This is a genomic window from Pantoea sp. R102 (assembly GCF_004916815.1).
GTDB lineage: Bacteria > Pseudomonadota > Gammaproteobacteria > Enterobacterales > Enterobacteriaceae > Pantoea > Pantoea dispersa.
Genome location: NZ_SDFT01000068.1, coordinates 19,200 through 43,726, shown reverse-complemented (window position 1 = coordinate 43,726; position 24,527 = coordinate 19,200). Strand labels below are relative to the sequence as shown.

Sequence of the window (24,527 nt, the reverse complement as noted above, 5' to 3'; positions counted from 1 at the left end):
AGCCAGTCTGGCTGATTACAGTGAATGTCTGGTCTGCCGGGCGATTCTGCTGACCACAGTGAACACGTAAGCACACGAGCTCACTGATTACAGTGAAGGCTTTATCGTATCTGACTGAAAATTAAACGTAATAAGCGATATACAGTAATACATTCACTGTATTCAGTAATTATGCTGTAAAAGTAACCAGTAAAAGTGACAGGGTTGGTCACTATCACTGATTACAGTGAATCGTGGGACGGTTTACCGACTATAGTGAACGTCATTTCATGACGAAACGGCTCTCTGCGTTACTGATTGCAGTGAACGTTCTCCACACTCCCCTGCCCTCACCGCAGGCACTGGCCTGCATGGAAGGGAAAGCCAGCTACTGACTACAGTGAACGTTATCGGGCTGAGGCTAAGCGGGCATTTACTGATTACAGTGAACGTGTTTGTCAGGTCTTGCTGCCTCAAAGCGCAGCGCGCGCCAGGTCGGCTACTGATTACAGTGAATGTTGGTAGCTGAGTGCCCTTCCCAGTGCTGCGCGACCATCTCTCAACCTGGCGCGATAAAGATGATCGGGTTTACTGATTACAGTGAATGCTCAGTGAGGCAGGTCAGCAATTCAGGCTTAAACACGCTTTTCCTTTTACTTACTATAGTGAATGCGCCGCAGCGATCAGGTTATGAATATCTGCTCGCGGTCACATTACTGATTACAGTGAACATTGACGAAAAGGTATTCATAGTTTACTGACTACAGTGAATGTCGCTGGCATCGACGTCGCAGTTTACTGATTACAGTGAATCTCATACCTGCATCAATCGATGCGCTGGCATATTGCCGCCAGTAAGGCGGCCCTTAACATGGCACTGCACGGCGCTCGCCGCGACGCTACCCAATCATCCTGCAGGCGATGCTCGCCAGCCCACAATCGCAAACCGCTTAATTCTCATCGTGTGCAGCTTCTCCCCTTCTCACTGGCCGGCAGGCCCCCCTCACACCGTGCATTGCAGGCAGTAAGTGAGGGAGGAATGTAGTGGGCTTGTGCTGACTAAAGTGAATCCTGACCATTTGTTGAGCGGATGATGCGCGGAACCACTGACTACAGTGAACATTTACTTTTGCGCACTGGCTCATCCTGGCGCCGGTGGCGCTGTCCCTGCGCTAAGAATTACTGATTACAGTAAATCTTACGGCAGGGTTACTGATTGCAGTGAATGTTACGCTGAGTACAGTGAACGCAGTTCATTCCTTTTCGCCACCCGCTGATTACAGTGAACGTGCGGACTGCTCTGTCAGGTAACGGCGCGCAGTATTTCACCGTGATTAACCGCCTCAGCCAGACATGCCAGTTACTGATTACAGTGAACAGTGGCAGAGTGCCGCCCTTACGCCGAGCACATTTTCATCAATTGATGGGTAAACAATCAACGCGCACTACTGACTGCAGTGAACGTCTGGTTTAACCCCCTATTGCAAAAGGTCTTTTTACAACGCGAGCCGATGATGAACAGATGAGATAGATTTGCCTCATGTGCAGGATTTCGGTATAAAGTCATAAATCCTACATGTGTGGAGCAAGTATGGCTAACGATGAGAAGCAGGTTCTGAAAGTCGCTCAACGCTCAGAAAGAATGCTGATGAGCCTGACGGAGCAGATTCAGGCGCAAAAAGAAGAGTTACACGAGAATACTTTTTACCAGGTCTATGCCAAAGCGGCGTTAGCCAAGTTGCCCAAGCTGACGCGCGCCAGTGTCGATTACGCGGTTAACGAGATGGAAGAAAACGGCTATCCGTTTGATAAGCGTGCGGCCGGCAGTTCCACCAAGTACGCGATGTCGATCCAAAATATTATCGACATCTACCATCATCGCGGCGTCCCGAAATACCGCGATCGCCATCCTGAAGCGTTTACGCTGTTTGTCGGTAACCTGAAAGGCGGCGTGTCTAAAACCGTTTCAACGGTATCGCTGGCGCACGCGCTGCGCGCGCATCCGCACCTGCTGTTTGAAGATTTACGTATCCTGGTTATCGATCTCGATCCGCAGTCTTCGGCCACCATGTTCCTGAATCATGAACGTTCGGTCGGTTTGGTTGAGGCCACAGCAGCTCAGGCGATGCTGCAAAACGTCAGCCGCGAAGAGCTGAAAAGTGAATTTATTGTGCCGTCGATTATTCCTGGCGTTGACGTACTGCCCGCCTCAATCGATGACGCTTTCATTGCTTCACGCTGGGAAGAGCTGTGTGCGGAGCATCTTCCGCAGCAAAACGTGCATGCGGTGCTGTATGAAAACGTGGTGGCTAAGCTGAAAAAAGATTACGACTTCATCTTTATTGACAGCGGCCCACATCTGGATGCCTTCCTGAAAAACGCCATTGCCGCTTCCGATTTGCTGATGACGCCGGTGCCGCCGGCACAGGTTGATTTCCACTCCACGCTGAAGTATCTGACGCGCCTGCCCGAGCTTATCGACATCATCGAAGAGTCGGGAGCCACCTGCAGGTTGCAGGGCAACATTGGCTTTATGTCCAAGCTGTCGAATAAAGCGGACCACAAGATGTGTCACAGCCTGGCGAAAGAGATATTTGGCGGCGATATGCTGGATGCGGCGCTGCCTCGGCTGGATGGCTTTGAACGCTGCGGTGAATCGTTCGATACGGTTATCTCCGCTAACCCATCTACCTATGTTGGCAGCAGCGAAGCCCTGAAAAACGCGCGTTCAGCGGCAGAAGACTTTGCCAAAGCCGTCTTTGATCGTATTGAATTTATCCGCCTGAACTGAGGTTATTATGAGCGCAAAAAGAATCACTATTGGCCGCACCTTCAGCCAGAGCCCGTTACAAAATGAACCCAGCGAGGATGGTCACTCCCAGACGTTTATCCTTTCCACCGGTAAACGCGCCCTGTTCACGCTGGAACACATCACGGCTAAAGAGATAGAAGAACGTACGTACGTGGTGATGGAAACCAACGGCCGTGACCAGTCCGGTCTCACGCCAGAGTCACTGCGCGATATCATCCGTACCATTAAACTGCAGCAGTTCTTCCCGGCCATCGGCGTGAAGCGTGGCGATCGGATTGAAATCCTCGATGGTTCGCGTCGTCGGGCGGCCGCGCTGCACTGTAAAACCGGGCTGGATGTGCTGGTTACCGACGTTGCCATCTCTGCCGAAGAAGCCCGTCGTCTGGCGCAGGATATCCAGACCGCGCGTGAGCATAATCTGCGTGAAGTCGGCATGCGTTTGATGTCACTGAAAGACAGCGGCCTGTCGCAAAAAGAGATTGCGCAAAGTGAAGGGCTGTCACAGGCAAAAGTGACCCGCGCGCTGCAGGCTGCCAGTGTGCCGCTGGAGCTGGTCACCCTGTTCCCGAACCATTCAGAGTTGACCTATCCTGACTACAAAACGCTGTTGCAGGCCTACGAAAAACTGCAGGAAACCGGTCAGACGGTAGACGCTCTGATTGAAACCATCGGTATGGATGTGGACAGCGTCTGTGCGCGTGAAGGCCTGGCGGAAGATGAAGTCAAGAATGGCATCCTGCGGCTGGTCCGTAACGGCAGCCAGACACTGGTGCAGGCGCCGGCTAAAGATAAAGTGGTGGCGACACCGCTGTGGACCTTCGCGGATAAAGACCGTTACGCCCGCAAAAAAACGCGCGGACGCATGTTTAGCTACGAGTTTAACCGTCAGTCCAGAGAGTTACAGGAAGAGCTGGATCGCGTTATCACCGAGACGCTGAATAAGTATCTCAATCAGTAATAGCGCTTCACCTCTGATGATAAGCAATCTGTAGCAGCACAATCCCGTACATCCTGTACCGTGCCGCTACAGATTGTTACCTCACCCACCTGATTTCCCCCCCAAAATTTCATCCTTCGCCAGCATGATTTCAGCGCTAAGTGCATGAAATCAAATCAACCTTAGCCGGAATTTCAGGCTGAAATCGCCAGCTCAGCAATGTAATACGGTGAAACCGCGCCATCGCCGGTTGAAGCTTTGATGATGGCCAGCTTTGCTGGATGCTAAAGCAACAGTGAAACCAGCAGGGAGAATCCTTAACGAGATTTGCCGGAATCAGGTGACATTCGCCATGGCGATTTCACCCCTAACCGTTTGAAAATAGGGTTTTTATCTGCAGGATTTCAGGCTGAAATCGCCCGAATTTCACAGCAAATCTTCATGCTGTCGTGAGAAAACGGGGATTTAGCCAGACGATATTCAATGTGTTATCCACAGAAAACGTGGATAACTTTCACTATAGCCGCTATGCCATAAGCGCCGTCTGGCTGGGCGACTGCCACACTGCATCACGCACGCGCACCGGTTTATGAATCAAACCGAGCGCATAAAAGCGGTCAGCGATAGTTTGCTGTTCTTTGATGACGTGGAAAACCATGGCCCGGGTCTGGTGGCTGCGACGGGATAAGGCACGTTCCACGGCTGCGAACTCCAGCCCCAGTTCCTGCGCCAGCATAGTGGCGGCTTCATGGCGATGATTATCGATAAAGGTCCCGGTTTGCTGCAGGCTCGTTACCAGCTGCTGCACGATATCGTCATGCTGCTGCACATAATCATGGCGCGCCAGATAAAACTGGTGGTTGCGCACCCGGCCTTCGCCCTTCTCCAGCACGCGCAAATCGGCGTTGCTTTCTGCGGCACTCAGCAGCGGATCCCACATCATCCAGGCATCAACGGCCAGATAATCGCTGGCTGTGAGCGGATATTTCGGCGGCGTGTACACCACTTTAATTTCATCCAGACCGATGCCGGCTTCCTCCAGCAGCTGCAACAGCAGCCAGTGAACATTCGATCCTTTATTGACCGAGATACGCTTACCCCGCAAATCTGCCAGGCTGTGGATAGTACTGTCGCGTGGCACCACAATCCCGACGCTGCCCGGTGCGGGTGGCTCCCAGGCGATATAAGTCACGGCGTTACCGCTGGCCTGAGCGAAGATAGGTGGCACTTCACCGGTGGTACCGAAATCAATCTCATTATTCTGCAGCGCATACAACAGTTGCGGACCGGCAGGAAACTCGCTCCACACCACGCTGATACCCTGCTGGTTGAAGCAATGTTCCAGCGTCTGGCGCGCTTTCAACACGCCAAGATTGCCAAATTTCTGAAAGCCGATGCGCAACTCGCGTTCAGGGCGCGCGGCCCCGCTGGCGTGCGCGAAGGCTATGACGGCAGACTTACGCCGCCCTTTTATGACGCCCATCTGTGCCAGATGCGTGCGCAGCGTGTGCCGGCTAATGCCCAGCAGCGTGGCGGCCTGCGTCTGATTGTTGTCCGCTATTTCCAGTGCGTTACTGATCAGACTCTGAATCACCCGATCAAACAGCTGTTGCGGTTCGCGTGTAATCTGCTGGCGCAGAAAACTATCCAGCGTCGAATCGTCCGTTTCGCTGTATGCGCGTTCACTGTAACCTGCCAGCCGCAGCTGCGTCGGTGTCAATGTCTCATCGCGACTGAGCAGCACTGCATTGTGCAGCGTATTCTCCAGCTCACGAATATTGCCGGGCCAGCTGTAATCGCGCAGCGCTTCCAGCGCGTCAGGCGACAGGCGACGCGCCGGACGGCCAAGGCGGCGTGCGTACAGGGAGAGGAAATGCTGTGCCAGCAGCGGGATGTCCTCGCGACGCTGGCGCAGCGGTGGCAGGGGAACAACGGCGATGTTCAGGCGATAAAACAGATCTTCACGAAAACGCCGTTCGCGAATTGCCTGCGCCAGATCGACATGGGTTGCGGCGATAACGCGCACGTCTATTTTAATGGCCTTGCGTGAACCCACGCGTGTGATCTCACGCTCCTGAAGGACGCGCAGCAGTTTAACCTGCAGCGGCAGGCTCAGTTCGCCGATCTCATCCAGCAGCAGCGTGCCGCCCTGCGCCGCTTCAAACCAGCCAGGGTGCGCCTGAGTCGCGCCGGTGAAGGCACCTTTCTCATGTCCAAACAATTCAGCTTCTGCCAGGCTTTCCGTCAGGGCGCCGCAGTTGACGGCCAGAAACGGGGCATGCCGGCGTGGACTGTGGTGATGCAGATAACGGGCGACCACTTCTTTGCCGGTGCCGGTTTCGCCCACAATCAGTACCGTGGCGTCGGTGGGTGCGAATTTATCCAGCAGCGACTGGAAAGCCAGCGATGCCGGGTCGACCAGGCGAGGTGAATCCGGTTGATTGTAAGGTGTCAGCATGAGGGTGGCTCCTGTAAAGGTCTGCCATCACGCTAAACCCGGCAAGTGGCAATGAACAGCAGGAAAAAAGCATAAGCAGTTGCATATGCAGCAAATGCTGTTGGCGTTGCGTTGCAATTGCAACAGACATTACGCGCTCTGATGACCTAACTGACTGAAAATGCACAATCTCTGTTTCGTTAAAACCTGGCATGCTTTTCGCTTACGCCTATATAACCAAATAGAAAGTTAAGAATGAACGTTTTCTCATAAAGTTATATAGGATAAGCATAATGGCCGATTCTGCGCACGAGAGCATAAATGTCTTCTGGTTCCTGCCGACGCACGGCGATGGCCGTTACCTGGGTACCACAGAAGGCGGACGCCCGGTTGATTTAGCCTATTTACAGCAGGTCGCGCTGGCCGCCGACAATCTGGGCTTCTACGGCGTCCTCATTCCGACAGGGAAAAGCTGTGAGGATTCCTGGCTGGTGGCTTCAGCGCTGGCACCCATGACGCGCCGGCTGCGCTATCTGGTCGCCGTACGGCCAGGGTTGCAGCCACCCACACTGGCAGCGCGCATGGCCACCACGCTGGATCGTCTGTCGGAAGGCCGTCTACTGATTAACGTGGTCACCGGCGGCGATCCGGTAGAGAACAAAGGCGACGGCATCTTCCTCAACCACAGTGAACGTTATGAAGTGACTCGCGAGTTTCTGGATGTGTATAGCCGTCTGATGCGCGGCGAAAAAGTGGATTATCAGGGCGAGCATATTCAGGTTGAAGGCGCTGAGGTGCTGTTTCCACCGGTGCAGGAAAACGGTCCACCGCTCTACTTTGGCGGCTCATCAGAGGCAGCGATCGACGTGGCGGCGCAGCAGATTGACACCTATCTCACCTGGGGCGAGCCACCGGCGCAGGTAGCAGAAAAACTGGCGGTCGTACGTGAGCGCGCTAAGTCACGCGGCCGGAAACTCGAATACGGTATCCGCCTGCATGTGATTGTGCGTGAAACCGAAGAAGAAGCCCGAGCGGCGGCGGATAAACTGATTGCCCATCTGGATGACGACACCATCGCTCAGGCGCAGAAGATTTTTGCCCGCATGGATTCCGCCGGTCAGGCGCGCATGAGTGCGCTGCACAACGGTTCGCGCGATAATCTCTACATTGCGCCGAATCTGTGGGCAGGCGTCGGACTGGTGCGCGGCGGTGCCGGCACTGCACTGGTGGGCAGCCCGCAGCAGGTCGCTGAACGCATTCGGGAATACCAGGCGCTCGGCGTGACTAACTTCATTCTTTCGGGTTATCCGCATCTGGAAGAGGCCCATCGCGTGGCTGAATTGCTGCTGCCGTTGTTACCGCTGGCCCACGGTCAGCAGCAGCGCGTCCGTACCATTAACACTGGCCCGTTTGGTGAAACCATCGGCGGCGATAAGCGCCCATCGGCGAAACAGACGAGCGCCAGCTGATGCAGGAGAAGGCGATGGCAACAGCGCACATCATTATTGTCGGCGGGGGCTTCAGCGGCACAGCGTTGGCGATTCACCTCGCCCGCACGTCGCTCGCGCCGCTACTGATTACAGTGGTCGAACCGCGCGCCAGCCTCGGCGCCGGTGTTGCCTATTCCACGCCGGAACCGGCACACCGCATCAACGTGCCGGCTGCGCGTATGCAGCTCAGCGGAGAAGAGCAGGGCGCCTTTGAACGCTGGTATCGTCAGCAACCGGAATGTTCACTGGATTCAGCAGCACACTGCGCCGATGGCGCGGTGTATCCGCAGCGCGCGCTGTTTGGCCGCTATCTGGCGCGGCAGTTTGCTGCCGCCGCTGAGGCGCATCCGCATGTCACTCTGCGGAATGTTCAGGCGCGTGCGCTGGCGTGGGAAGGGCAACAATTGCTGTTGAGTAACGGTGAAACCCTGACTGGCGACATCCTGGCGCTGGCGATCAGCCATCCACCGCCGTCGCTGCCACGCATGCTACAGCCGTTTGCCGACCATCCGGCGCTGATTGCCAACCCGTGGCAGCCAGGCGTGCTGGATAACGTTGAGCCTGACGCATCGGTGGCGATTGTCGGCACCGGCCTGAGCATGGCTGATGTGGTGGCTTCGCTGGCGACGCGTCAGCATCAGGGGCCGCTGCTGGCGTTCTCACGGCGCGGACAACTGTCACGCGCCAATCTCAGCGGCGAATGGCCGGAGTGGACACTGGGCGCGCAATCTCAGCCCAGCGCGCGTCGCTGGCTGCGGCATATTCGTGATGAAGTCGCTCGCGCTGCCGCGCAGCAGCTGCCGTGGCAGCGTGTACTTGATGAGGTGCGTGTGCAGGGGCAAGCCATCTGGCAGTCACTTCCGCTACATGAACAGCAGCGCTTTGCACGTCATCTGCGTTCATGGTGGGATGTGCATCGCTATCGCATTGCCCCACAGGTCGCCGCCGTCATCGCCCGGCGACAGCAGCAAGGTAGTCTGCAGGTATTGGCCGCTCGCCTCGTGGCGATTCACGCTCACCCGCAGCAGCTGGAAATCACCCTGCGTCAGCGCGATGGCACCCGGCAAAACCATGTGCTGGATAAACTGATTGTCACGACCGGACCGGGACATGAAGCGCTGACGACCAGCCAGCCGCTGCTGCAATCGCTCAGTGAGCAGGGCCTGATCCGCGCCGATGCGCTCGGCTTCGGCATTGATGTGGATGATCACTCGCGCACCCTCAACCGGCACGGCCAGCCCAACGCACGCCTGTTTGTCGTGGGTCCGGCGGCGCGCGCCCGATTTGGCGAGCTGATGGGATTGCCGCAGGTGGCCGATCACGCGGCCGCCGTAGCGGATGAAATTCTTAAAGTATTGCCTGTCGCTCACGCTGAGCGATGTCCCCCTTCCGCCTCCTGAATACTCAACATCCTGAAAATTAACTGACGAACGCCGGGTCGCTGCACGATCACGGCCTCGCTATGGAGATTGCTATGCCATCGCAACGAGAAATACGCCTGAATGCTTTTGATATGAACTGTGTCGGTCACCAGTCGCCCGGACTCTGGGCCCATCCCCGTGACCGCTCCTGGCAGTATAAGGATCTGGAATACTGGGTTGATTTGGCGCGCCTGCTGGAGCGCGGCAAGTTTGACGGCCTGTTCATAGCCGATGTGCTCGGCATTTATGATGTGCTGAACGGCAACGGTGACGCGGCGATACGCCAGGCCACTCAGGTGCCGGTGAACGATCCGCTGGCGTTGATTACGCCGATGGCGCTGGTCACAGAGCACCTCGGTTTCGGCTTAACCGCCTCGCTGTCGTTTGAGCATCCTTATCCGTTCGCGCGCCGTTTGTCGACGCTGGACCATCTGACCAAAGGCCGCATTGGCTGGAACATCGTTACCTCCTATCTGGAGAGCGGCGCGCGCAACATTGGTCATAAAGCGCAAACCGATCATGACAGCCGCTATGACTATGCCGATGAGTACCTGCAGGTGGTCTATAAACTGCTGGAAGGCAGCTGGGAGCAGGATGCGGTGCTGCGCGATCGTCAGCGTCGTATTTTCAGCGATCCCGGCAAAATCCATCCGATTAACCATCATGGTACGTTCTTTAACGTACCGGGCATCCATCTGTGTGAACCCTCGCCGCAACGCACGCCAGTGCTGTATCAGGCCGGTGCATCGAGCCGCGGCAAACAGTTTGCCGCTGAGCACGCAGAATGTGTGTTTGTCGCCGCGCCGTCCAAAGTGCTGTTAAAGAAAACCGTGGCCGACATCCGGCGTAGTGCAGCCGAAGCCGGTCGCGATCCGCGCAGTATTTTGATCTTCAACCTGCAGACGGTGATTGTCGGTGAAACCGATCGGGCGGCGCAGGCGAAGTGGCAGGAGTATAAAAACTGGGTCAGCTACGAAGGCGCGCTGGCGCTGGTTTCTGGCTGGACCGGCATCGACTTTGGACAATATCAGCCGGACCAGGTGCTGAAATACCTGCACACCAACGCCATTCAGTCAGCGGTTGAAACTTTCTCTACTGCCGATCCCGATCGTCAATGGACGGTGAAAGCGCTGGCCGACTGGGTGGGCATCGGCGGTTTTGGCCCGCTGCTGGTGGGCAGTGCGGCAACGGTGGCGGATGAACTGCAGAGCTGGGTAGAGGAGACCGACGTGGATGGTTTCAACCTGGCGTATGCGCTGACCCATGAAACCTTTGAGGATGTGGTCGAGCTGCTGATTCCGGAGCTGCAAAAACGCGGCGTTTACAAACAGGATTACGCCGCGGGCACGCTACGCGAAAAGCTTTTTGCCGCCGGGCCGCAGCTCAGTGCGCCGCATCCGGGTGCTGGCTATCGCGTACGCAGCGCGCAGCAGCAGGAGGTCATATGATCGAAATCGAGCGCCTGAGTAAGCACTACCGTGCGCCGGACGGTCGCGTCACCGACGTGCTGAAAAACATCACGCTGCAGGTGCCGGAAGCCAGCATCACCGCGGTGGTCGGACCGAGCGGTGCCGGAAAATCTACGCTGGCGAAATGCATCAGCCTGCTGGAGCAGCCGAGCGGCGGCAGCATCCGGGTTAACGGCAGCGATTTATCCCGGCTGGATGGCGAAGCGCTGCGCCGCGCGCGTCGCGCCATCGGCACGGTATTTCAGTCTTCCGCGCTGCTGCAGCGTAAAAGTGCCTGGGAAAATATCGCGCTGCCGCTGCGCTATCTCGGTGTGGTCGAGCGCGATATCCGCGCCCGCGTCGGCGAGCTGCTGGAGAGTGTCGGACTGAGCCACAAAGCCAGCGCCTTTCCCGCCCAGCTCTCCGGTGGGCAGCGGCAGCGCATCGGTATTGCCCGCGCGCTGGCGCTGCGTCCGTCTGTATTGCTGGCCGACGAAGCCACCTCCGGCCTCGATCCGGAAGCGACGGTCACCATCCTTGAGCTGCTGAAAAAACTGCGTGACGACTACCGGCTGGCAATCGTGCTAATCACCCATGAAATGGATGCCGTACGTCAGGCGGCGGATGCGGTTGCCGAGATTTGCGATGGAGAGATAGTGCAGTATGGCACCGTCAGTGCGCTGCTGGCACAGCCGGACAGCGCGCTCGGCCAGCGGCTGCTGCCGCTGACGGCACAAGTCAGTGATGCCGGACTGGTGCTGCAGCTTAGCTACCGTACCGATGTCGCGGTGGCCAGCGACTGGATTTCGCGCATCAGCCAGCAGTTCGCTTTAAAGGTGGATCTGCTGGGTGCGCATGTCGAGCGGGTCAATGGCATCCAGGCCGGACGGTTGCAGGTGGGCATTCATTTTCAGCAGGAGCAGGTGCCGCTGGCACGGTTGCTGACGCAGCTGGAGCAGTATGGCCTGGCGGCCAGCGTTGCTGTCAGCGTGCCGCCATTACGGGAGGCGGTATGAGCGTATCCGTAATAAGCCAGGACACGCCCTGGCCTGAAATTCCGGCACTGATGCTGCCGGCGCTGGGTGAAACCGCGCTGATGGTCGGCATCGTGATGCTGTTTGTGGTGAGCCTCGGTGGCGTGGTCGGCGTGGTGCTGTTTAACACCTCGCCGCGCGGACTGTTTCCGCAGCGCGGTGTGCATCGGGTGCTGAGCTGGATCGTCAATATGGGGCGCTCGTTACCGTTTCTGGTGCTGATGGCGGCCATCATTCCGTTTACCTTCTGGCTCACCGGCACCACCATCGGCATTCCGGCGGCGGTGGTACCGATGATCGCCGCCGGTATTCCTTTCTTTGGCCGCCTGGTCGACAACGCATTACGTGAGCTGCCTGGTGAAGTTACTGCCGTGGGGCTGGTGTGCGGCGGTTCGCGCTGGCAGATCATCCGCTCCGCCCAGCTGAGTGAAGCGCTGCCGGCGATTGTCGCAGCCATCACGCTCAACCTGATCTCCATGATTGAGTACTCGGCCATCGCCGGCACCATTGGCGCTGGCGGCATTGGCTACCTGGCGGTGGTGTATGGCTATCAGCGGTTCGATAACCACATCATGATCGCCACCATCGTGGTGTTAATTGCACTGATTCATACCATTCAATTTTTCGGCGACCGGCTGGTTGCGGCCTTACGCCATCCTCAGGGGACATCGTTATGACAACACAAGAATTTGAGTTACGTAAAACACGCCGCTGGCCGTGGCTGCTGCTGATTATAGTGGTCATTTTGCTGGCCGTCGCTGGCTGGTTGTGGCGCAGCCAGCAGCCGCAGGCGGTGGTGTTTGGCACCACGCTGAAAGTGCATTATGAGCCGGCAATGGCCGGGGAACAGAAGCTGATTGACTATGTGGGTGAGCATATCGCGCCGGACTACGGCCTGAAGCTGGAGGCGGTCGGTGTGCAGGATCCGGTGCAGGCGGACCGTGCGGTAGCAGAAGGGCAGTATGCTGCGACGGTCTATCAGCATCAGTGGTGGCTGAAGCAGGTGGTCGATGCTAACGGCTTCCAGCTCACTTCCAGCCTGCCTCTGTTCCAGTGGGCCTTTGGTATTTACTCCGATCGCTACCACTCGGTGGCGGATCTGCCGCAGGGCGCAACCATTGTGGTGCCCGACGATGGGGCGAATCAGGGCCAGGCGCTCTGGCTGCTGGCGCGTCAGGGATTGATCACCCTCGATCCAACGGTAGAACCGCGCACCGCCAAACTGAAAAACATTGTCGGTAATCCGCACGGTTTCGTGTTCAAAGAGCTGGATCTGCTGACCATGCCGCGGGCGCTCAATTCGGTCGATGCGGCGATTGGTTATGTGTCGCAGTTTGACGCCGGTAAAGTCCCGCGTGACAAAGGTATTCTGTTCCCGCCCGCGCCGCGCACCTTTGCCTCGCAGCTGGTGATTGGTACGCCTTACCTGGAGCAGGAGAACATCGTCAAACTCAGGCAGGCTTTTGCCGATCCGCGCGTGCAGCAGTGGCTAAAAACCACCGATGACCCGCTGGTCAAAGGCGTACTGGTGCCGGTTTCTGCTGAATAACTTTACTGCCGAATACGCTACCCGGACCCGCATTGCGCGTCCGGGTTTTAGTGTTGGTGTCTTTGTTATCTTATTGATTATATTGTAATTAATAGCAAATATTGTTGCTTTGGTTCCCTGCATAAAGCGCTTATAACCACCTCACCTGCACAACAAAAACAGACGTGAGGCGTTATGAGTACTCTTCCTTTAGAAAACACCTTGCCGGCTTCGCAACCGGTACGTTCGGTCAGTGATGTGGCAAGGCTGATCAACACCCGCAGTAGCAAAAACAACTATGCGCGCATGATTGTGTTTCTCGCGTTGGGTGGCGTGTTCCTCGACGCCTACGACCTGACCACACTGTCGTACGGCATCGATGACGTGGTGCGCGAGTTCCAGCTATCGCCGTTCACCACCGGGCTGGTCACTTCATCCATCATGGTCGGCACCATCGTCGGCAACCTGATTGGTGGCTGGCTGACGGATAAGTACGGCCGCTATTCGGTGTTCATGGCCGACATGCTGTTTTTTGTCGTATCGGCGATTGCGGCGGGCTTAGCACCCAACGTCTGGGTGCTGATTGGCGCGCGCTTCCTGATGGGCATTGGCGTAGGCATCGATCTGCCGGTGGCGATGTCTTATCTGGCGGAATTTTCTAAATTTGCCGGCAAAGGCAACAAAGCCGCACGGCTCGCGGCCTGGTGCCCGATGTGGTATGCGGCTTCCACGGTGTGTTTCCTGCTGATTTTTGGCCTCTATTTTCTGCTGCCTAAAGATCATCTCGACTGGCTGTGGCGCGCCTCGCTGCTGTTTGGCGCGGTACCTGCGCTGTTGATCATCGCGGTGCGCAGTAAGTTCATGAATGAATCACCGTTGTGGGCCGCGAATCAGGGCGATCTGACCTCGGCGGTGCGTATCCTGCGTGATTCGTACGGTATTCATGCACACGAAGCAGAACCAGAAACGCCACCCGCGGCGGCGGCGCCGAAGGTGAGTTTTCGCGTACTGTTCCAGAAGCCGTGGCGTGAACGCACCATCGTTGCCGGCGTAATGAATATCTGTATTTCGTTTGAGTACACCGCCATCGCCTTCTTCCTGCCGTCGATACTGGCGCAATTTCTTGGTGCCGGTGTGTTCGAGACTATCTCAGCTTCGCTGGGGCTGAACGCGCTGTTTGCCTTTACCGGCGGGCTGCTGGGGATGCGTGGAAATATCCGTCACGCCACGTGGCGATCGCTGGCTTTGCGCTGCAGTTTTTGGCGCTGGTAGCGCTGACGTTGATTGGCCACCCGCAGGCGCTAGTGGGCATCGTATTCGCGGTGCTGATGCTCGGGCTGTGGCTGTTCGCTGAAGGCTTTGGCCCGGGCGCGCAGCTGATGGTCTATCCGGCGCTCTCGTATCCTACCTCGATTCGCGCGACCGGTGTCGGCTTTAGTCGTGCGCTGTCGGGCATCGGCAGTGCGCTGGCGCTGTTCATTCTGCCGATTCTGCAGGCGGCGCTCGGCACCAAAATGTTCTGGGTGGTATCGCTGGCCGCCATCATTCCGATCTTTTTCCTGCTGGCGGTGCGTCACGAACCGACCCGCCACGACATCGACGATCTTTCCCCTCAGGAGTAAAACATGAGCATTCTCTCTACCGGTACTGACTATGACACGCTGGCGGCGCACTTCCGACCGCTGTTTGCCCGCATCGCGGCGGGCGCAGCGGAACGCGAGCGTACGCGTACCTTGCCTTATGAACCACTGCAGTGGCTGAAGGAGGCCGGCTTTGGCACGGTGCGTATTCCACAGCAAAAAGGTGGCTGGGGCGCCTCGCTGCCGCAGCTGTTTCAGCTGTTAATTGAGCTGGCGGAAGCGGATTCCAACCTGCCGCAGGCGCTGCGCGCGCACTTTGCGTTTGTCGAGGACCGGCTCAACCAGCCGGACAATGTGGAGCGCGATGCGTGGTTTCGCCGTTTTGTAGATGGCGAGTTGGTGGGCAGCGGCTGGACGGAGATTGGCAACGTCAGGCTGGGCGACGTGATCACCCGCGTCACGCCTGCCGCCAATGGCTGGACGCTGAATGGCGAGAAGTTTTACAGCACCGGTGCGCTGTTCGCCGACTGGATAGATGTTTACGCGCGTCGCGATGACAATCAGGGTGACGTGATCGCGCTGGTGAATACGCATCAGCCGGGCGTCACGCGTGAAGATGACTGGGACGGATTTGGCCAGCGCCTGACTGGCAGCGGCACGACGCGCTTCGAGCACGCGCATGTGGAGACGCAGCACGTATATGATTTTGCCACGCGCTTCCGTTATCAGACCGCGTATTACCAGCACGTGTTGCTGGCAACGCTGGCGGGCATTGCGCGCGCGGTGGCGCGGGACGGCGCGGCAGCCGTTGCCGCACGCAACCGCGTTTACAGTCACGGCAACGGAGCTGCCTCGCGGCAGGATGCGCAGGTGCTGCAGGTGGTAGGCGAGATCACCAGTCTGGCATTTGCCGTCGAAGCCACGGTGATTCGCGCAACCCATTCACTGCAATCAGCGTATGAAGCGCACGTCAGTGCCGATGAAGCGGCCATCGCCGCCATCAACAACCTGGCGGAAGCCGAGGCCGGACAGGCGCAGGTGATCGCCAGCGAGCTGGTGCCGCGTGCTGCCACTGAATTGTTTAATGCGCTTGGCGCGTCGGATACGCGCGTCAGCAAAGCGCTGGATCGTCACTGGCGCAATGCGCGCACCGTCTCGTCGCATAACCCGGTGATCTACAAAGCGCGCGACATCGGTGACTGGAAAGTCAACGGCACCCCGCCAACCGGCATCTGGCAAATCGGCAGGGGAGAGGGGTAACCAGCCTTGATGAGCAAACGGCGCTGTTATCGGGCGCCGTTTAATGGCGCAGAATCCAGCTGCATCATGGAATTAGCACCTCATAAGCCGCAACCCGGCGGCTTATGAGCGGTATTCAATAATATTGAAACCTTCATCAGCCGCTGGTGCTGAGAAATAACGGCTTATGATTTCAAACTGTTCATCTGAAGCGGCAAAATCGTGGGTGCCTGCTGCATTACGGGCACGTAATCGGCTCTTACACACCTCATCAGGGACGTTAAGGAAATGCAGGTGGTTAGCAGCACCTGATGCTTTGTTTAGCTTTGATGTCAGCGTGATGCAGATAGCGGAGTTCGCAGGGGGTAGGGCCGCTTTGTGCCAGGAGTGAACGTTGCCGCCAATTGAGTTGACTTGTACTCAGAGTGCTGTAGAGGTCTGGTGCTTTTCATTTCATAAAATTTTCCAGACACCGGCAGGTCTATATGTTTCTGAGCAGTATTATATTTTTCTGATCTGATGAAGGCGAAAGGCCGAAATGGCGTTCATATTCCCGACTGAATTGCGAATGGCTTTGGTAGCCAACAGCATGTGCTATGGCCGTGATGCTGTCGCCAGTTGTGGCTAACTTTAACCGTGCCTGCATCAGGCGAACACGTTTTTGGTACTGGACTGGGCTGAGCGCAGTGATAGCCCGAAAATGACGATGAAAGGCTGAAACGCTTAATGCCGCCATGGCGGCCAGCTCTTCCACCCGCACGGCTTGCATATAGTTTTGTTTCAGCCAGTAAATCACTTTATAGATTCTGGCGAGATGCGACTCTGGCGTGGCAATATCACGCAGCATCCAGCCCTGCGGCCCCTGAAGGACCCGAAATAAAATCTCTCTTTCATACGCAGGAGCTAAAGCAGAAATCTCCTCTGGCTTGTTGAGCAGTCGCAGCATTCTCAACCAGACATCAAGTAATTCGAAAGTAACCGGGGCGACAGAAAATCCCGCGCTATAAAGATGCGCTTTCCCCGAATCCGGCATGTCATTCAGTAATTCAGCAATAATCTCAGGCTTTGGCGTCAGGCTCACCGCAAGATAGGGCGCTCCGGTTCGCTCATCGGCAAAGACCTTGCCGACGGCGGGCAGATCCACCGACATCACAAAGTAAGTGGCAGGATTGTATTGCCAGGTTTGATCGCCCACCGTCATGCTCTTGGAACCCGTAAGTATCAGATTAATCATCGGCTCATAGACAGCAGCAAGACGATGTTCAGGAATTTCTCCCTGAACCATTGCGACACGCGGTATAGCGGTTTCAGTGATTTTATTCCCGGCTTTTGAAGCCAACAGGCGCAGTTCAGCTAATTTTTTTTCCATCTTTATTAAATAACACGGCAAGGGATGGGCAACAAGATTAAAGCAGGATTAGGCAAATGTCAGAGAGGATTACAGGAGCCAGCGTTCGACGCAGTGCGTAACCTTATATGCGTCATCCATTTATGTCAGGAGTTTTTTATGAAATATGTGCTGATTACTGGCGGAAGCCGCGGCATTGGGGCCAGCACGGCGGCTGAGTGTGCGCGTCGTGGTTTTGGCGTTATCCTGACCTGGAGCAGCAAGCAGGACGCCGCCAGCCAGGTGGTTAAGCATATTCAGGCCGCCGGAGGGCATGCATTAGCGTTGCAGTTAAACGTAGAAGATACCAGCAGCTTTAGTCAGTTTCGTTCGGTTCTCGAGGATGCAATGGAATCACGCTGGGGTGCCAGGGGACTTCACGGGCTGGTCAACAATGCAGGATATGGCCTTTATAACCCCATTGAGACAGTCACTGAAGCGCAGTTCGACAGCTTGATGAACGTTCATTTGAAGGGGCCTTTCTTCCTTACCCAGACGCTGCTACTACTTTTACGGCCGAATGCCTCGATTGTTAATATCACCAGCGCCACTACCCGCGTGGCAACCGCAGGCGTAGCGCCGTATGCAACATTTAAAGGTGGCCTTGAGGTATTGACGCGCTATATGGCGAAAGAGTTTGGTGAGAGGAAGATCCGGGTCAATGCCGTTTCGCCCGGTCCAATCCGTACTGAGCTGGGTGGCGGTTTAAGTGATGAATTCGCAGCATTGCTGGCCGGACAAACAGCCCTTGGCCGAATTGGCGAGCCCGACGAAGTTGCTCGTGTTATCGCCGGTTTACTGTCTGCCGACTATGGCTGGATTAATGCCCAGACGATAGAAGTCGCGGGTGGTTATAACATCTGATTGCGGAGCTTTTATGCTGGATCATATCTTCATCACTGTAAGCGATACTGAGCGTTCAATCGTTTTTTATGAGCGTGTTCTGCCCCTTCTTGGTATCACCAACCGTCACGATTATGACGGCAGCAATGGCCCCTCAGGCCATCCTGACCTCAGGGGATTTGGTGCCAATGGACGCGTATTTTTCTGGCTTAGATCGGGCTCGCCTTCTCCTCAGGCCGTGCATGTCGGGTTTGTGGCAGATTCCGAAATTATGGTTAACCAGGCTTATGCCGAGGCCATCGCCGCGGGTGCCATGGAGATTCACTCGCCGGGCGCGCAATTGCATTATGATCCGCGCTATTACGCTGCTCAGGTTAGAGACCCGGATGGATACACTCTTGAGTTTGTCTATAAAAGCTGGCAGCACGGGCGCTGAAAACATGATGTGGCAAAGTAAGATTGGGGATGTAATCCTGGCTATGCCCAATCTGATTTCTCTTTAAAGATGCAATATCTTAATGATGAAAATCATGATGCGCGGTGCGTCAGGCTATGCCTGGGCGATGATTGCACGTCACGCGCAGGAAGCTGGTCTGACAATAATAATCGCCGGGCGCGATCGCGAAAAACTGGCCGCGATGGCATCAGAACTGAAGGTCGCTTTCCGGGTTTTCAGTCTGGATGCTCCTGAGACTATTGATAATGCTCTGAATGATATTGATGTACTTATAAACTGTGCCGGTCCGTTTATGTATACCGTGAGGCCGTTAATCAGTGCAGCAATCCGCCCAGTCTTTACGCCGCCTATGGCAGGTTTTTACTGCATTACTGAGTCTGAACTCTGACACGAAACGGGAGCTTTTATGTCTGTCATCGACCATATCGAAATTCCAGTGAAAAATGCGTCATTTTCGCTGCACTTCTATCAGCAGGCACTTGAGCCATTAGGCTTCAGACTGGTTGTTACTCAGGAGCCTGACAAAACACGTACCGGCGGTTTTCGTTATGGACTTGGGCCGCAAGCTTATCCCCGGCTGTGGCTACATGATAATCAGGAAACCGGTGCGCCGTTGCATCTGGCTTTTTCTGCTGACGAACGCAGCATAGTGGATGAATTCTGGAAACGGGCTATCAAGGCGGGTGGAAAAGATAACGGAGCTCCGGGAGTGCGTAAACAATATCATTCACAGTACTATGCTGCGTATGTTTTTGATCCTGATGGCAACAATCTGGAAGTCGTCTGTCAGCGAATCACGTAAGATAATCAGACATGCGTATTATCTTATGCAGACGTTTAATTTCAGCGTGAATTAAAATCGTAAATTTTATCTGGATTCCTGATACATTTTCTCTGCAATGATTTTACACAGTGCGGAGCTTTCAATTAGCTTGCAAGGTTTTAGTCTCAGCGCATTTCCCCATGCAGTTGCATCGGATTTTGCTGCACGGTATTATTTTGCACCACCGTGCATCTTGATCCCGCGGGTAATCGTTGAGGGTGCTCTTGATAATTTGACAGCGATGTCCCGGGTAGGGAGCTTTGCTATCAGTCCTCTGGATATCTTTTCTCTTTCATCAAGCGAAAGCGCTAATTGGTGGCGCTTTCGCAAGGGAGGACGGTAGCCACCTGTCTGGTGGGGAGTAGGCATAATAGAAGAATAATATCTATTGAACAATCTGGCGATATCATCCAGGAAATGACCTTACTTATATCTGTCCAGCAAAGTCGCCTTCTGCTCTGGCGTGTAGTTAACCCGTGTTCTTCGTTTCATGACAACGTCCCTCTTGGTTAAGGATAGCGTTGCATCGAATCGTTGAACTCACAGCCAGAAGCGGACGTTGAGAACGTCACTAATTTAATCAGAGGATAACAGGTCATAGCATATGGGCTTCATTGACTGAGCTCCATCAATTCAAGCGTCTGACCATCAGGGCTTTGTAAATATATTACTCTGGTTCCCTGCATGGGTCCCGACAACACTGTCTGAGGTTTACCCGGTGTTTTCCAGCCATAGTCCGATGCTTTGCTCAGGAGCGAATCAAGATCCTCAACTATAAAAGCAAGGTGAGCATAGCCTGGGATATAGGGTACTGAAGGTTCTGCTGGCTGCTCAATGTTATTGTATTGTAGTAATTCAATTTTAATATCAGCCAGTTCAAGCAAAGCCATTCGCACATCTGCTCCCCTTGCGCCTGTGACTTCATCGATTATTGGTCCAGACATTTTTCCTTCGCGTAATAACTCACCTCCAAGGATATGAGTCCAGAAGAATAATGATTCATCAATGTTTTTAACTGAAAAACCAACGTGATTAGCACTTAAGATCATGCGATTACCTGCTGAGTTTTGAAAATTGATCATCCAACTATATAAAAATCCTGCTTTATTGCTACACGATAAATGCGCTGGGGCTTTTCAGGAAAAGGCATTGTTGAATTCGGTTTTGAATAATGCATTTACGATTTATACACAGCAGCAGATGTACAGTAGCTGTCGGGGTTCAGGAAAAATCAATGACGATAAGCGCACGGCAAATACTGCATTCAGGATGAAATGCAGAAAAATAATGATGAAAGCCGCGGCACTCAGCAAGGTGCGCTTTTCCTTCAGGATAAACGTCAGTCCGGACAACGCCGCACCGGTCGCTGGATAAAAAGCAGAGGATAGCCGGGCAGAGGTTGAGGACAATAGCTGTTACGGGATTCAGTGCAAGGCTAAGTCAGCGTAGCGGTGTGGTGCGCCAGGGGCCTGGAAGAAGGCGGAGATAAAGGGCGTTTAGCGAAACGGTGCTTACAATTCATAGAGTTACATAATATTAATACCGCCAGACGACCTCATGAGCTGTTCTACACTTACACATTCAACCAAGCCGTTTGATTGAAAAAGCAGCATCACTGAGAGGGAGGCGACCGCAAAGCGTCACGCAGCCGCAGCCTTCATAACTGATCATGTACGTGAGGAGAACATCATGAAAGCAGTTGTCTATAACGGACCTTTTGACGTTTCAGTCAAAGAGGTTCCGGATCCCAAAATCGTTCGCCCTACCGATGTGCTTGTCCGTATTACCACCACCAATATCTGCGGTTCGGATCTGCATATGTACGAAGGACGAACCAGCTTCGAACAGGGTCGCATCTTTGGCCATGAAAATCTGGGGCAGGTCATTGAAATCGGCAGCGCGGTTGAGCGGGTTAAAGTTGGCGATTATGTCTGCCTGCCCTTTAATGTCGGCTGCGGATTCTGTGAAAATTGCGAGAAAGGGTTAACCGGCTATTGCCTGACGGCAAATCCGGGTACGGCCGGTGCCGCCTATGGCTTTGCTGAAATGGGCGAATGGGATGGCGGACAGGCGGAGTTACTGCGTGTTCCCTATGCTGACTTTAACTGTCTGGTGCTGCCGCCGGATGCGGTTGAAAAAGAGGAGGACTACGTTTTACTTTCCGACATCTTCCCCACCGGCTGGCATGCCACTGAACTGGCAGGACTGCGCCCCGGAGAGAGTGTGGCGATTTACGGCGCAGGCCCGGTCGGCTTGATGGCGGCTCACTCGGCCATGATCAAAGGCGCATCGCAGGTGTTTGTGGTTGATACCCATCCGGACAGACTGGCGCTGGCCGAACAACTGGGTGCAGTAGCGATCAATGGTGTGGGCGATGAGGCAGTCAATAAAATTCTCGAGTTAACCGACGGGCGCGGCACGGATTGCGGTTGCGAGTGTGTGGGGTATCAATGTTGCAATAAACATGGCCACGAGGATAACTCTGCCACGCTTAACAGCCTTGTCGCGTCAACTAAGGCCACGGGCGGCATCGGTGCGGTCGGCGTTTTTGTTCCGCAGGATCCCGGAGGCGCGACCGACCTGGCCAAAGAGGGTAAAGTGCCTTTCGATTTTGGGAATTTCTGGTTTAAAGGTCAGTCAATCAAGACCGGTCAGTGTAATGTCAAAGCATACAACCGCCAGCTCGCAAGGCTTATCCATCAGGGCAGAGCCAATCCAGCGCAGATCATCTCACATCGTCTCGCTCTGGCGGACGCTGCCGAAGGCTATAAGCATTTTGATGATCGTGATAATGGCTGGACAAAAGTCATTCTGAAACCCTGAAAGCCAGGTAACTCACAAGAGCTAAGACACATTCAGGCGGTGGGAAGAGGGAGAACGAAAACTGCCTGCCTGTCTGTGGCTGACTATATCTGGCATTACCACGCTTATGAAACATCAGCGCAAACCCGATAAAGCGCTTAAGCAGTCCCGCTGTTAAGCGCCATGAACTGAGCTGCAAGACGTCAGATATCTGCATACTGGGGTTAGTTGAACACACCGTTAATCACGGCGGTCACAACTGCTGTGCTCAACGCAATAAGCACTAAATCATCTCCAACCGCGCGCCACTCGTAGCCGGGGTAGTAAGGCAGCGCATTTATCATGGATGCTGGCAAATTTTTCTTAGCAATACCCGGTGGCAATGCTTTCCCACGCGCCACTTTCTTAGCGATTCCCGGTGGCAGAGATTGATAGCCTACCAAACCATAGTTGACGGCGAGCGCTCGTGCCTGTGAGAAGCTGATATCAGATTGAACATGATCGGGGTGCCGGGCGTTCTTGCGATGTCCATGTTCGTTTTTCGACGATGCGTAACCCTGCTCTTTATTTCCGTGCGCGCCATTATTACCGTGATTGCCATTGCCATTGCCATTGCCATTGCCATTGCCATTGCCATTGCCATTGCCAGGGTTTGCATAAGCCGGTGCAACAAAAACGGCGAAACCAATCAACAGAGCAAAGGTTGTTTTGAGCGTGCGTTGCGTGAGCATGACTGATGTCCTTAATAGTATGTGTTGCCTGATTGAAATATAGAACGAGGCGGCAATCTTAACCATCACCTCATTTCTGAAATATCAGTAATGTAATAAGCCGGACATGTCTGGGACTCACTCTGAACGCGGGCATTCCACTGCTTAGCCTCTGAATCCAGGGGGGTACCTGCCGGCTCGTGACTATTGAGAGAAATGTCCGCTCGTCGCGCAAAGCGGACATTGACGCTTCGAATCAACTTAGAGACGAATCAGGACAACCGTTAAGTCGCCCTGAAAAGGGGGCTATAGCGGTAAAACGGTTTCCACGGTGTGCTGAAAAACGTATGGATCTGAAAGTAACTCAAATTGTTCGTCATCCGGATACGTCACTGCCACGTGATAGTTTTCTCCCGCGAAAGTCTTTACTGACTGCAGATCCTTCCAGTAAGTTGCCAGAAAGAAATGCTCCCAGTCACCCTGTGTTTCTCTGCGCACATAAGCGCCTATATTCCCGGCAATGCTTCGTGAATGTTCCACACCTGTCTTCTCAAGGTGTTTCGCAAAATCTTCAGCGTGTTTAAGCGGAACACAACCGTGCCAGGTTCTTACAATCATTCGCCTTTCCTCTTAATGTGGCAAGGAGGTAACCCTATCATCGCAATCCACTTAACGGTGTAATTTCTGAAGGACGAGTTGTTTAATACAAAATAAATTTATGACGACCGAAGCCTATTTACTCTTACCTGTATGTCCGTTTTTCGCTCATCGAGGCATTCGTCGGTGGGGAAGTCCGCTCCGTGCCGGCCCGTTATTTCTGTAGTCTGGCTGCGGCTTTCAGCGTCGCCTGCCGCCGCTTTTCAATAAATGGCGCAACCTGTTGCTGAGCTTTTTTCAGCTGTTCTTCAGATGCGGAGCGGGGCGAGCCACAGTCAAAGGGCGGGGCAGGGTCATATTCCATATGCAGCTGAATGTTTTGCGCGATATCCGGTCCGAACATCTCTGATACGACGCTGAGGGCAAAATCGATACCTGAAGTCACACCGGCGCCCGTTATACGGTTGCGGTCGCGTACAACACGCTCATTTACTGGCTCTGCGCCCAATAGCGCCAGCTGATCCAGCGAAGCCCAGTGCGTCGTCGCTTTATATCCCTCAAGAAGCCCGGCCGCGCCCAGCACAAGCGATCCGGTGCATACTGACGTTACCAGCTTCGCCTGTTTACTTTTAGCCCGGATAAACGACAGGACTTCTTCATCCTCCATCAGGTTTATCTGCCCCGGCCCGCCGGGAATACATATTATATCCAGCGCGGGACACGCGTCGAACGTGGTGGTTGGCTGAATCGCCATCCCCCGGTCTGACACCACAAGGTCCAGATTTTTCCAGATGAGATGCACTTTCGTGTCTGGTGCCCGCGCAAAGACTTCAAACGGACCGGTCAGGTCAAGCTGCGTAAGCGCAGGGAACAGCAGCAGACCGATGGATGTAGATGCAGAATCACTCATAAATAATGCCTTCATTGTGTGCCAGCAGCCGACATCGCTGCGGTAAGTTATGAATCACTGCAACAGACGATGCAGAGAAACCGCCATCAGCAA

Annotated in this window: 20 protein-coding genes and 2 pseudogenes; 15 read left to right on the top strand and 7 right to left on the bottom strand. The window is 54.8% G+C overall.

From position 1 onward, the window contains the following. Window positions 1–1,570: 1,570 nt before the first annotated feature. A complete protein-coding gene (locus ERD80_RS09035; protein ID WP_058776156.1) occupies window positions 1,571–2,770 on the top strand; it encodes an AAA family ATPase in 1,200 nt (399 codons plus the stop codon). A gap of 7 nt (window positions 2,771–2,777) precedes the next feature. Further along, window positions 2,778–3,749 carry a ParB family protein gene (locus ERD80_RS09030; RefSeq protein ID WP_021508799.1) on the top strand — a complete coding sequence of 324 codons (972 nt, stop codon included), beginning with the start codon at window positions 2,778–2,780 and terminating at the stop codon, window positions 3,747–3,749. 505 nt (window positions 3,750–4,254) lie between these two features. On the opposite strand, the gene ERD80_RS09025 is transcribed toward ERD80_RS09030, so the two are convergent. Further along, on the bottom strand, window positions 4,255–6,186 hold the full coding sequence (locus ERD80_RS09025; RefSeq protein ID WP_136546627.1) for an aliphatic sulfonate ABC transporter substrate-binding protein: 1,932 nt from the start codon (window positions 6,184–6,186) through the stop codon (window positions 4,255–4,257). A gap of 272 nt (window positions 6,187–6,458) precedes the next feature. Here ERD80_RS09025 and ssuD point away from each other — a divergent pair, with 272 nt between their 5' ends. From ssuD to ERD80_RS08985, 8 genes and pseudogenes are all read left to right on the top strand, one after another. Beyond that, on the top strand, window positions 6,459–7,634 hold the full coding sequence (ssuD, locus tag ERD80_RS09020; RefSeq protein ID WP_104093471.1) for an FMNH2-dependent alkanesulfonate monooxygenase: 1,176 nt from the start codon (window positions 6,459–6,461) through the stop codon (window positions 7,632–7,634). A 14-nt stretch (window positions 7,635–7,648) separates the two neighbouring features. Then, window positions 7,649–9,055 carry an FAD/NAD(P)-binding protein gene (locus ERD80_RS09015; RefSeq protein ID WP_136546625.1) on the top strand — a complete coding sequence of 469 codons (1,407 nt, stop codon included), beginning with the start codon at window positions 7,649–7,651 and terminating at the stop codon, window positions 9,053–9,055. Window positions 9,056–9,129: 74 nt separating this feature from the next. Further along, entirely contained in the window at window positions 9,130–10,524 is a 1,395-nt protein-coding gene (locus tag ERD80_RS09010; protein ID WP_136546623.1) for an LLM class flavin-dependent oxidoreductase, read from the top strand. After that, the gene (locus ERD80_RS09005) at window positions 10,521–11,540 is read left to right on the top strand and encodes a methionine ABC transporter ATP-binding protein (protein WP_136546621.1); all 1,020 of its coding nucleotides are present in this window, start codon (window positions 10,521–10,523) and stop codon (window positions 11,538–11,540) included. The genes ERD80_RS09010 and ERD80_RS09005 overlap by 4 nt, the downstream gene beginning before the upstream one ends. Continuing rightward, the gene (locus ERD80_RS09000; protein ID WP_136546619.1) at window positions 11,537–12,235 is read left to right on the top strand and encodes a methionine ABC transporter permease; all 699 of its coding nucleotides are present in this window, start codon (window positions 11,537–11,539) and stop codon (window positions 12,233–12,235) included. Before ERD80_RS09005 ends, ERD80_RS09000 begins: the two co-directional genes overlap by 4 nt. Next, window positions 12,232–13,107 carry a MetQ/NlpA family ABC transporter substrate-binding protein gene (locus ERD80_RS08995; protein ID WP_058770426.1) on the top strand — a complete coding sequence of 292 codons (876 nt, stop codon included), beginning with the start codon at window positions 12,232–12,234 and terminating at the stop codon, window positions 13,105–13,107. The genes ERD80_RS09000 and ERD80_RS08995 overlap by 4 nt, the downstream gene beginning before the upstream one ends. 174 nt (window positions 13,108–13,281) lie before the next feature. Beyond that, a pseudogene (locus tag ERD80_RS08990) lies at window positions 13,282–14,708 on the top strand (MFS transporter). A gap of 3 nt (window positions 14,709–14,711) precedes the next feature. Further along, entirely contained in the window at window positions 14,712–15,926 is a 1,215-nt protein-coding gene (locus ERD80_RS08985) for an acyl-CoA dehydrogenase family protein (protein ID WP_125311067.1), read from the top strand. Between the two features lie 460 nt (window positions 15,927–16,386). On the opposite strand, the gene ERD80_RS08975 is transcribed toward ERD80_RS08985, so the two are convergent. After that, window positions 16,387–17,274 (bottom strand): AraC family transcriptional regulator, encoded by an 888-nt coding sequence (locus ERD80_RS08975; protein ID WP_136546617.1) that lies wholly within the window; start codon window positions 17,272–17,274, stop codon window positions 16,387–16,389. Window positions 17,275–17,412: 138 nt separating this feature from the next. Here ERD80_RS08975 and ERD80_RS08970 point away from each other — a divergent pair, with 138 nt between their 5' ends. The 4 genes from ERD80_RS08970 (at window position 17,413) to ERD80_RS08955 (ending at window position 19,394) form a co-directional block, all read left to right on the top strand. Continuing rightward, complete coding sequence (locus ERD80_RS08970) at window positions 17,413–18,156, top strand: SDR family oxidoreductase (RefSeq protein WP_127835055.1); 744 nt, start codon at window positions 17,413–17,415, stop codon at window positions 18,154–18,156. A gap of 13 nt (window positions 18,157–18,169) precedes the next feature. Beyond that, complete coding sequence (locus ERD80_RS08965; RefSeq protein WP_136546615.1) at window positions 18,170–18,571, top strand: VOC family protein; 402 nt, start codon at window positions 18,170–18,172, stop codon at window positions 18,569–18,571. A gap of 82 nt (window positions 18,572–18,653) precedes the next feature. Beyond that, window positions 18,654–18,980 carry a saccharopine dehydrogenase NADP-binding domain-containing protein gene (locus ERD80_RS08960; RefSeq protein WP_240656226.1) on the top strand — a complete coding sequence of 109 codons (327 nt, stop codon included), beginning with the start codon at window positions 18,654–18,656 and terminating at the stop codon, window positions 18,978–18,980. 18 nt (window positions 18,981–18,998) lie between these two features. Then, window positions 18,999–19,394: a VOC family protein gene (locus ERD80_RS08955; RefSeq protein ID WP_136546613.1), complete on the top strand. Its 396-nt coding sequence runs from the start codon at window positions 18,999–19,001 to the stop codon at window positions 19,392–19,394. Window positions 19,395–19,456: 62 nt separating this feature from the next. On the opposite strand, the pseudogene ERD80_RS08950 reads toward ERD80_RS08955, so the two are convergent. Both ERD80_RS08950 and ERD80_RS08945 read right to left on the bottom strand, forming a co-directional pair. Beyond that, window positions 19,457–19,907, bottom strand: a pseudogene (locus ERD80_RS08950) (helix-turn-helix domain-containing protein); the annotation flags it as partial. 119 nt (window positions 19,908–20,026) lie between these two features. Continuing rightward, a complete protein-coding gene (locus ERD80_RS08945; protein ID WP_136546611.1) occupies window positions 20,027–20,464 on the bottom strand; it encodes a VOC family protein in 438 nt (145 codons plus the stop codon). Between the two features lie 640 nt (window positions 20,465–21,104). Here ERD80_RS08945 and ERD80_RS08940 point away from each other — a divergent pair. After that, window positions 21,105–22,238: a glutathione-independent formaldehyde dehydrogenase gene (locus tag ERD80_RS08940; RefSeq protein ID WP_104093481.1), complete on the top strand. Its 1,134-nt coding sequence runs from the start codon at window positions 21,105–21,107 to the stop codon at window positions 22,236–22,238. Between the two features lie 203 nt (window positions 22,239–22,441). Here the strand turns inward: ERD80_RS08940 and ERD80_RS08935 are convergent, their stop codons facing one another. From ERD80_RS08935 to ERD80_RS08925, 3 genes are all read right to left on the bottom strand, one after another. Further along, on the bottom strand, window positions 22,442–22,948 hold the full coding sequence (locus ERD80_RS08935; RefSeq protein WP_136546609.1) for an anti-virulence regulator CigR family protein: 507 nt from the start codon (window positions 22,946–22,948) through the stop codon (window positions 22,442–22,444). 285 nt (window positions 22,949–23,233) lie between these two features. Then, complete coding sequence (locus tag ERD80_RS08930; protein ID WP_088517478.1) at window positions 23,234–23,545, bottom strand: hypothetical protein; 312 nt, start codon at window positions 23,543–23,545, stop codon at window positions 23,234–23,236. A gap of 193 nt (window positions 23,546–23,738) precedes the next feature. Then, window positions 23,739–24,434 carry a DJ-1/PfpI family protein gene (locus ERD80_RS08925; protein ID WP_136546607.1) on the bottom strand — a complete coding sequence of 232 codons (696 nt, stop codon included), beginning with the start codon at window positions 24,432–24,434 and terminating at the stop codon, window positions 23,739–23,741. Window positions 24,435–24,527 lie beyond the last annotated feature (93 nt).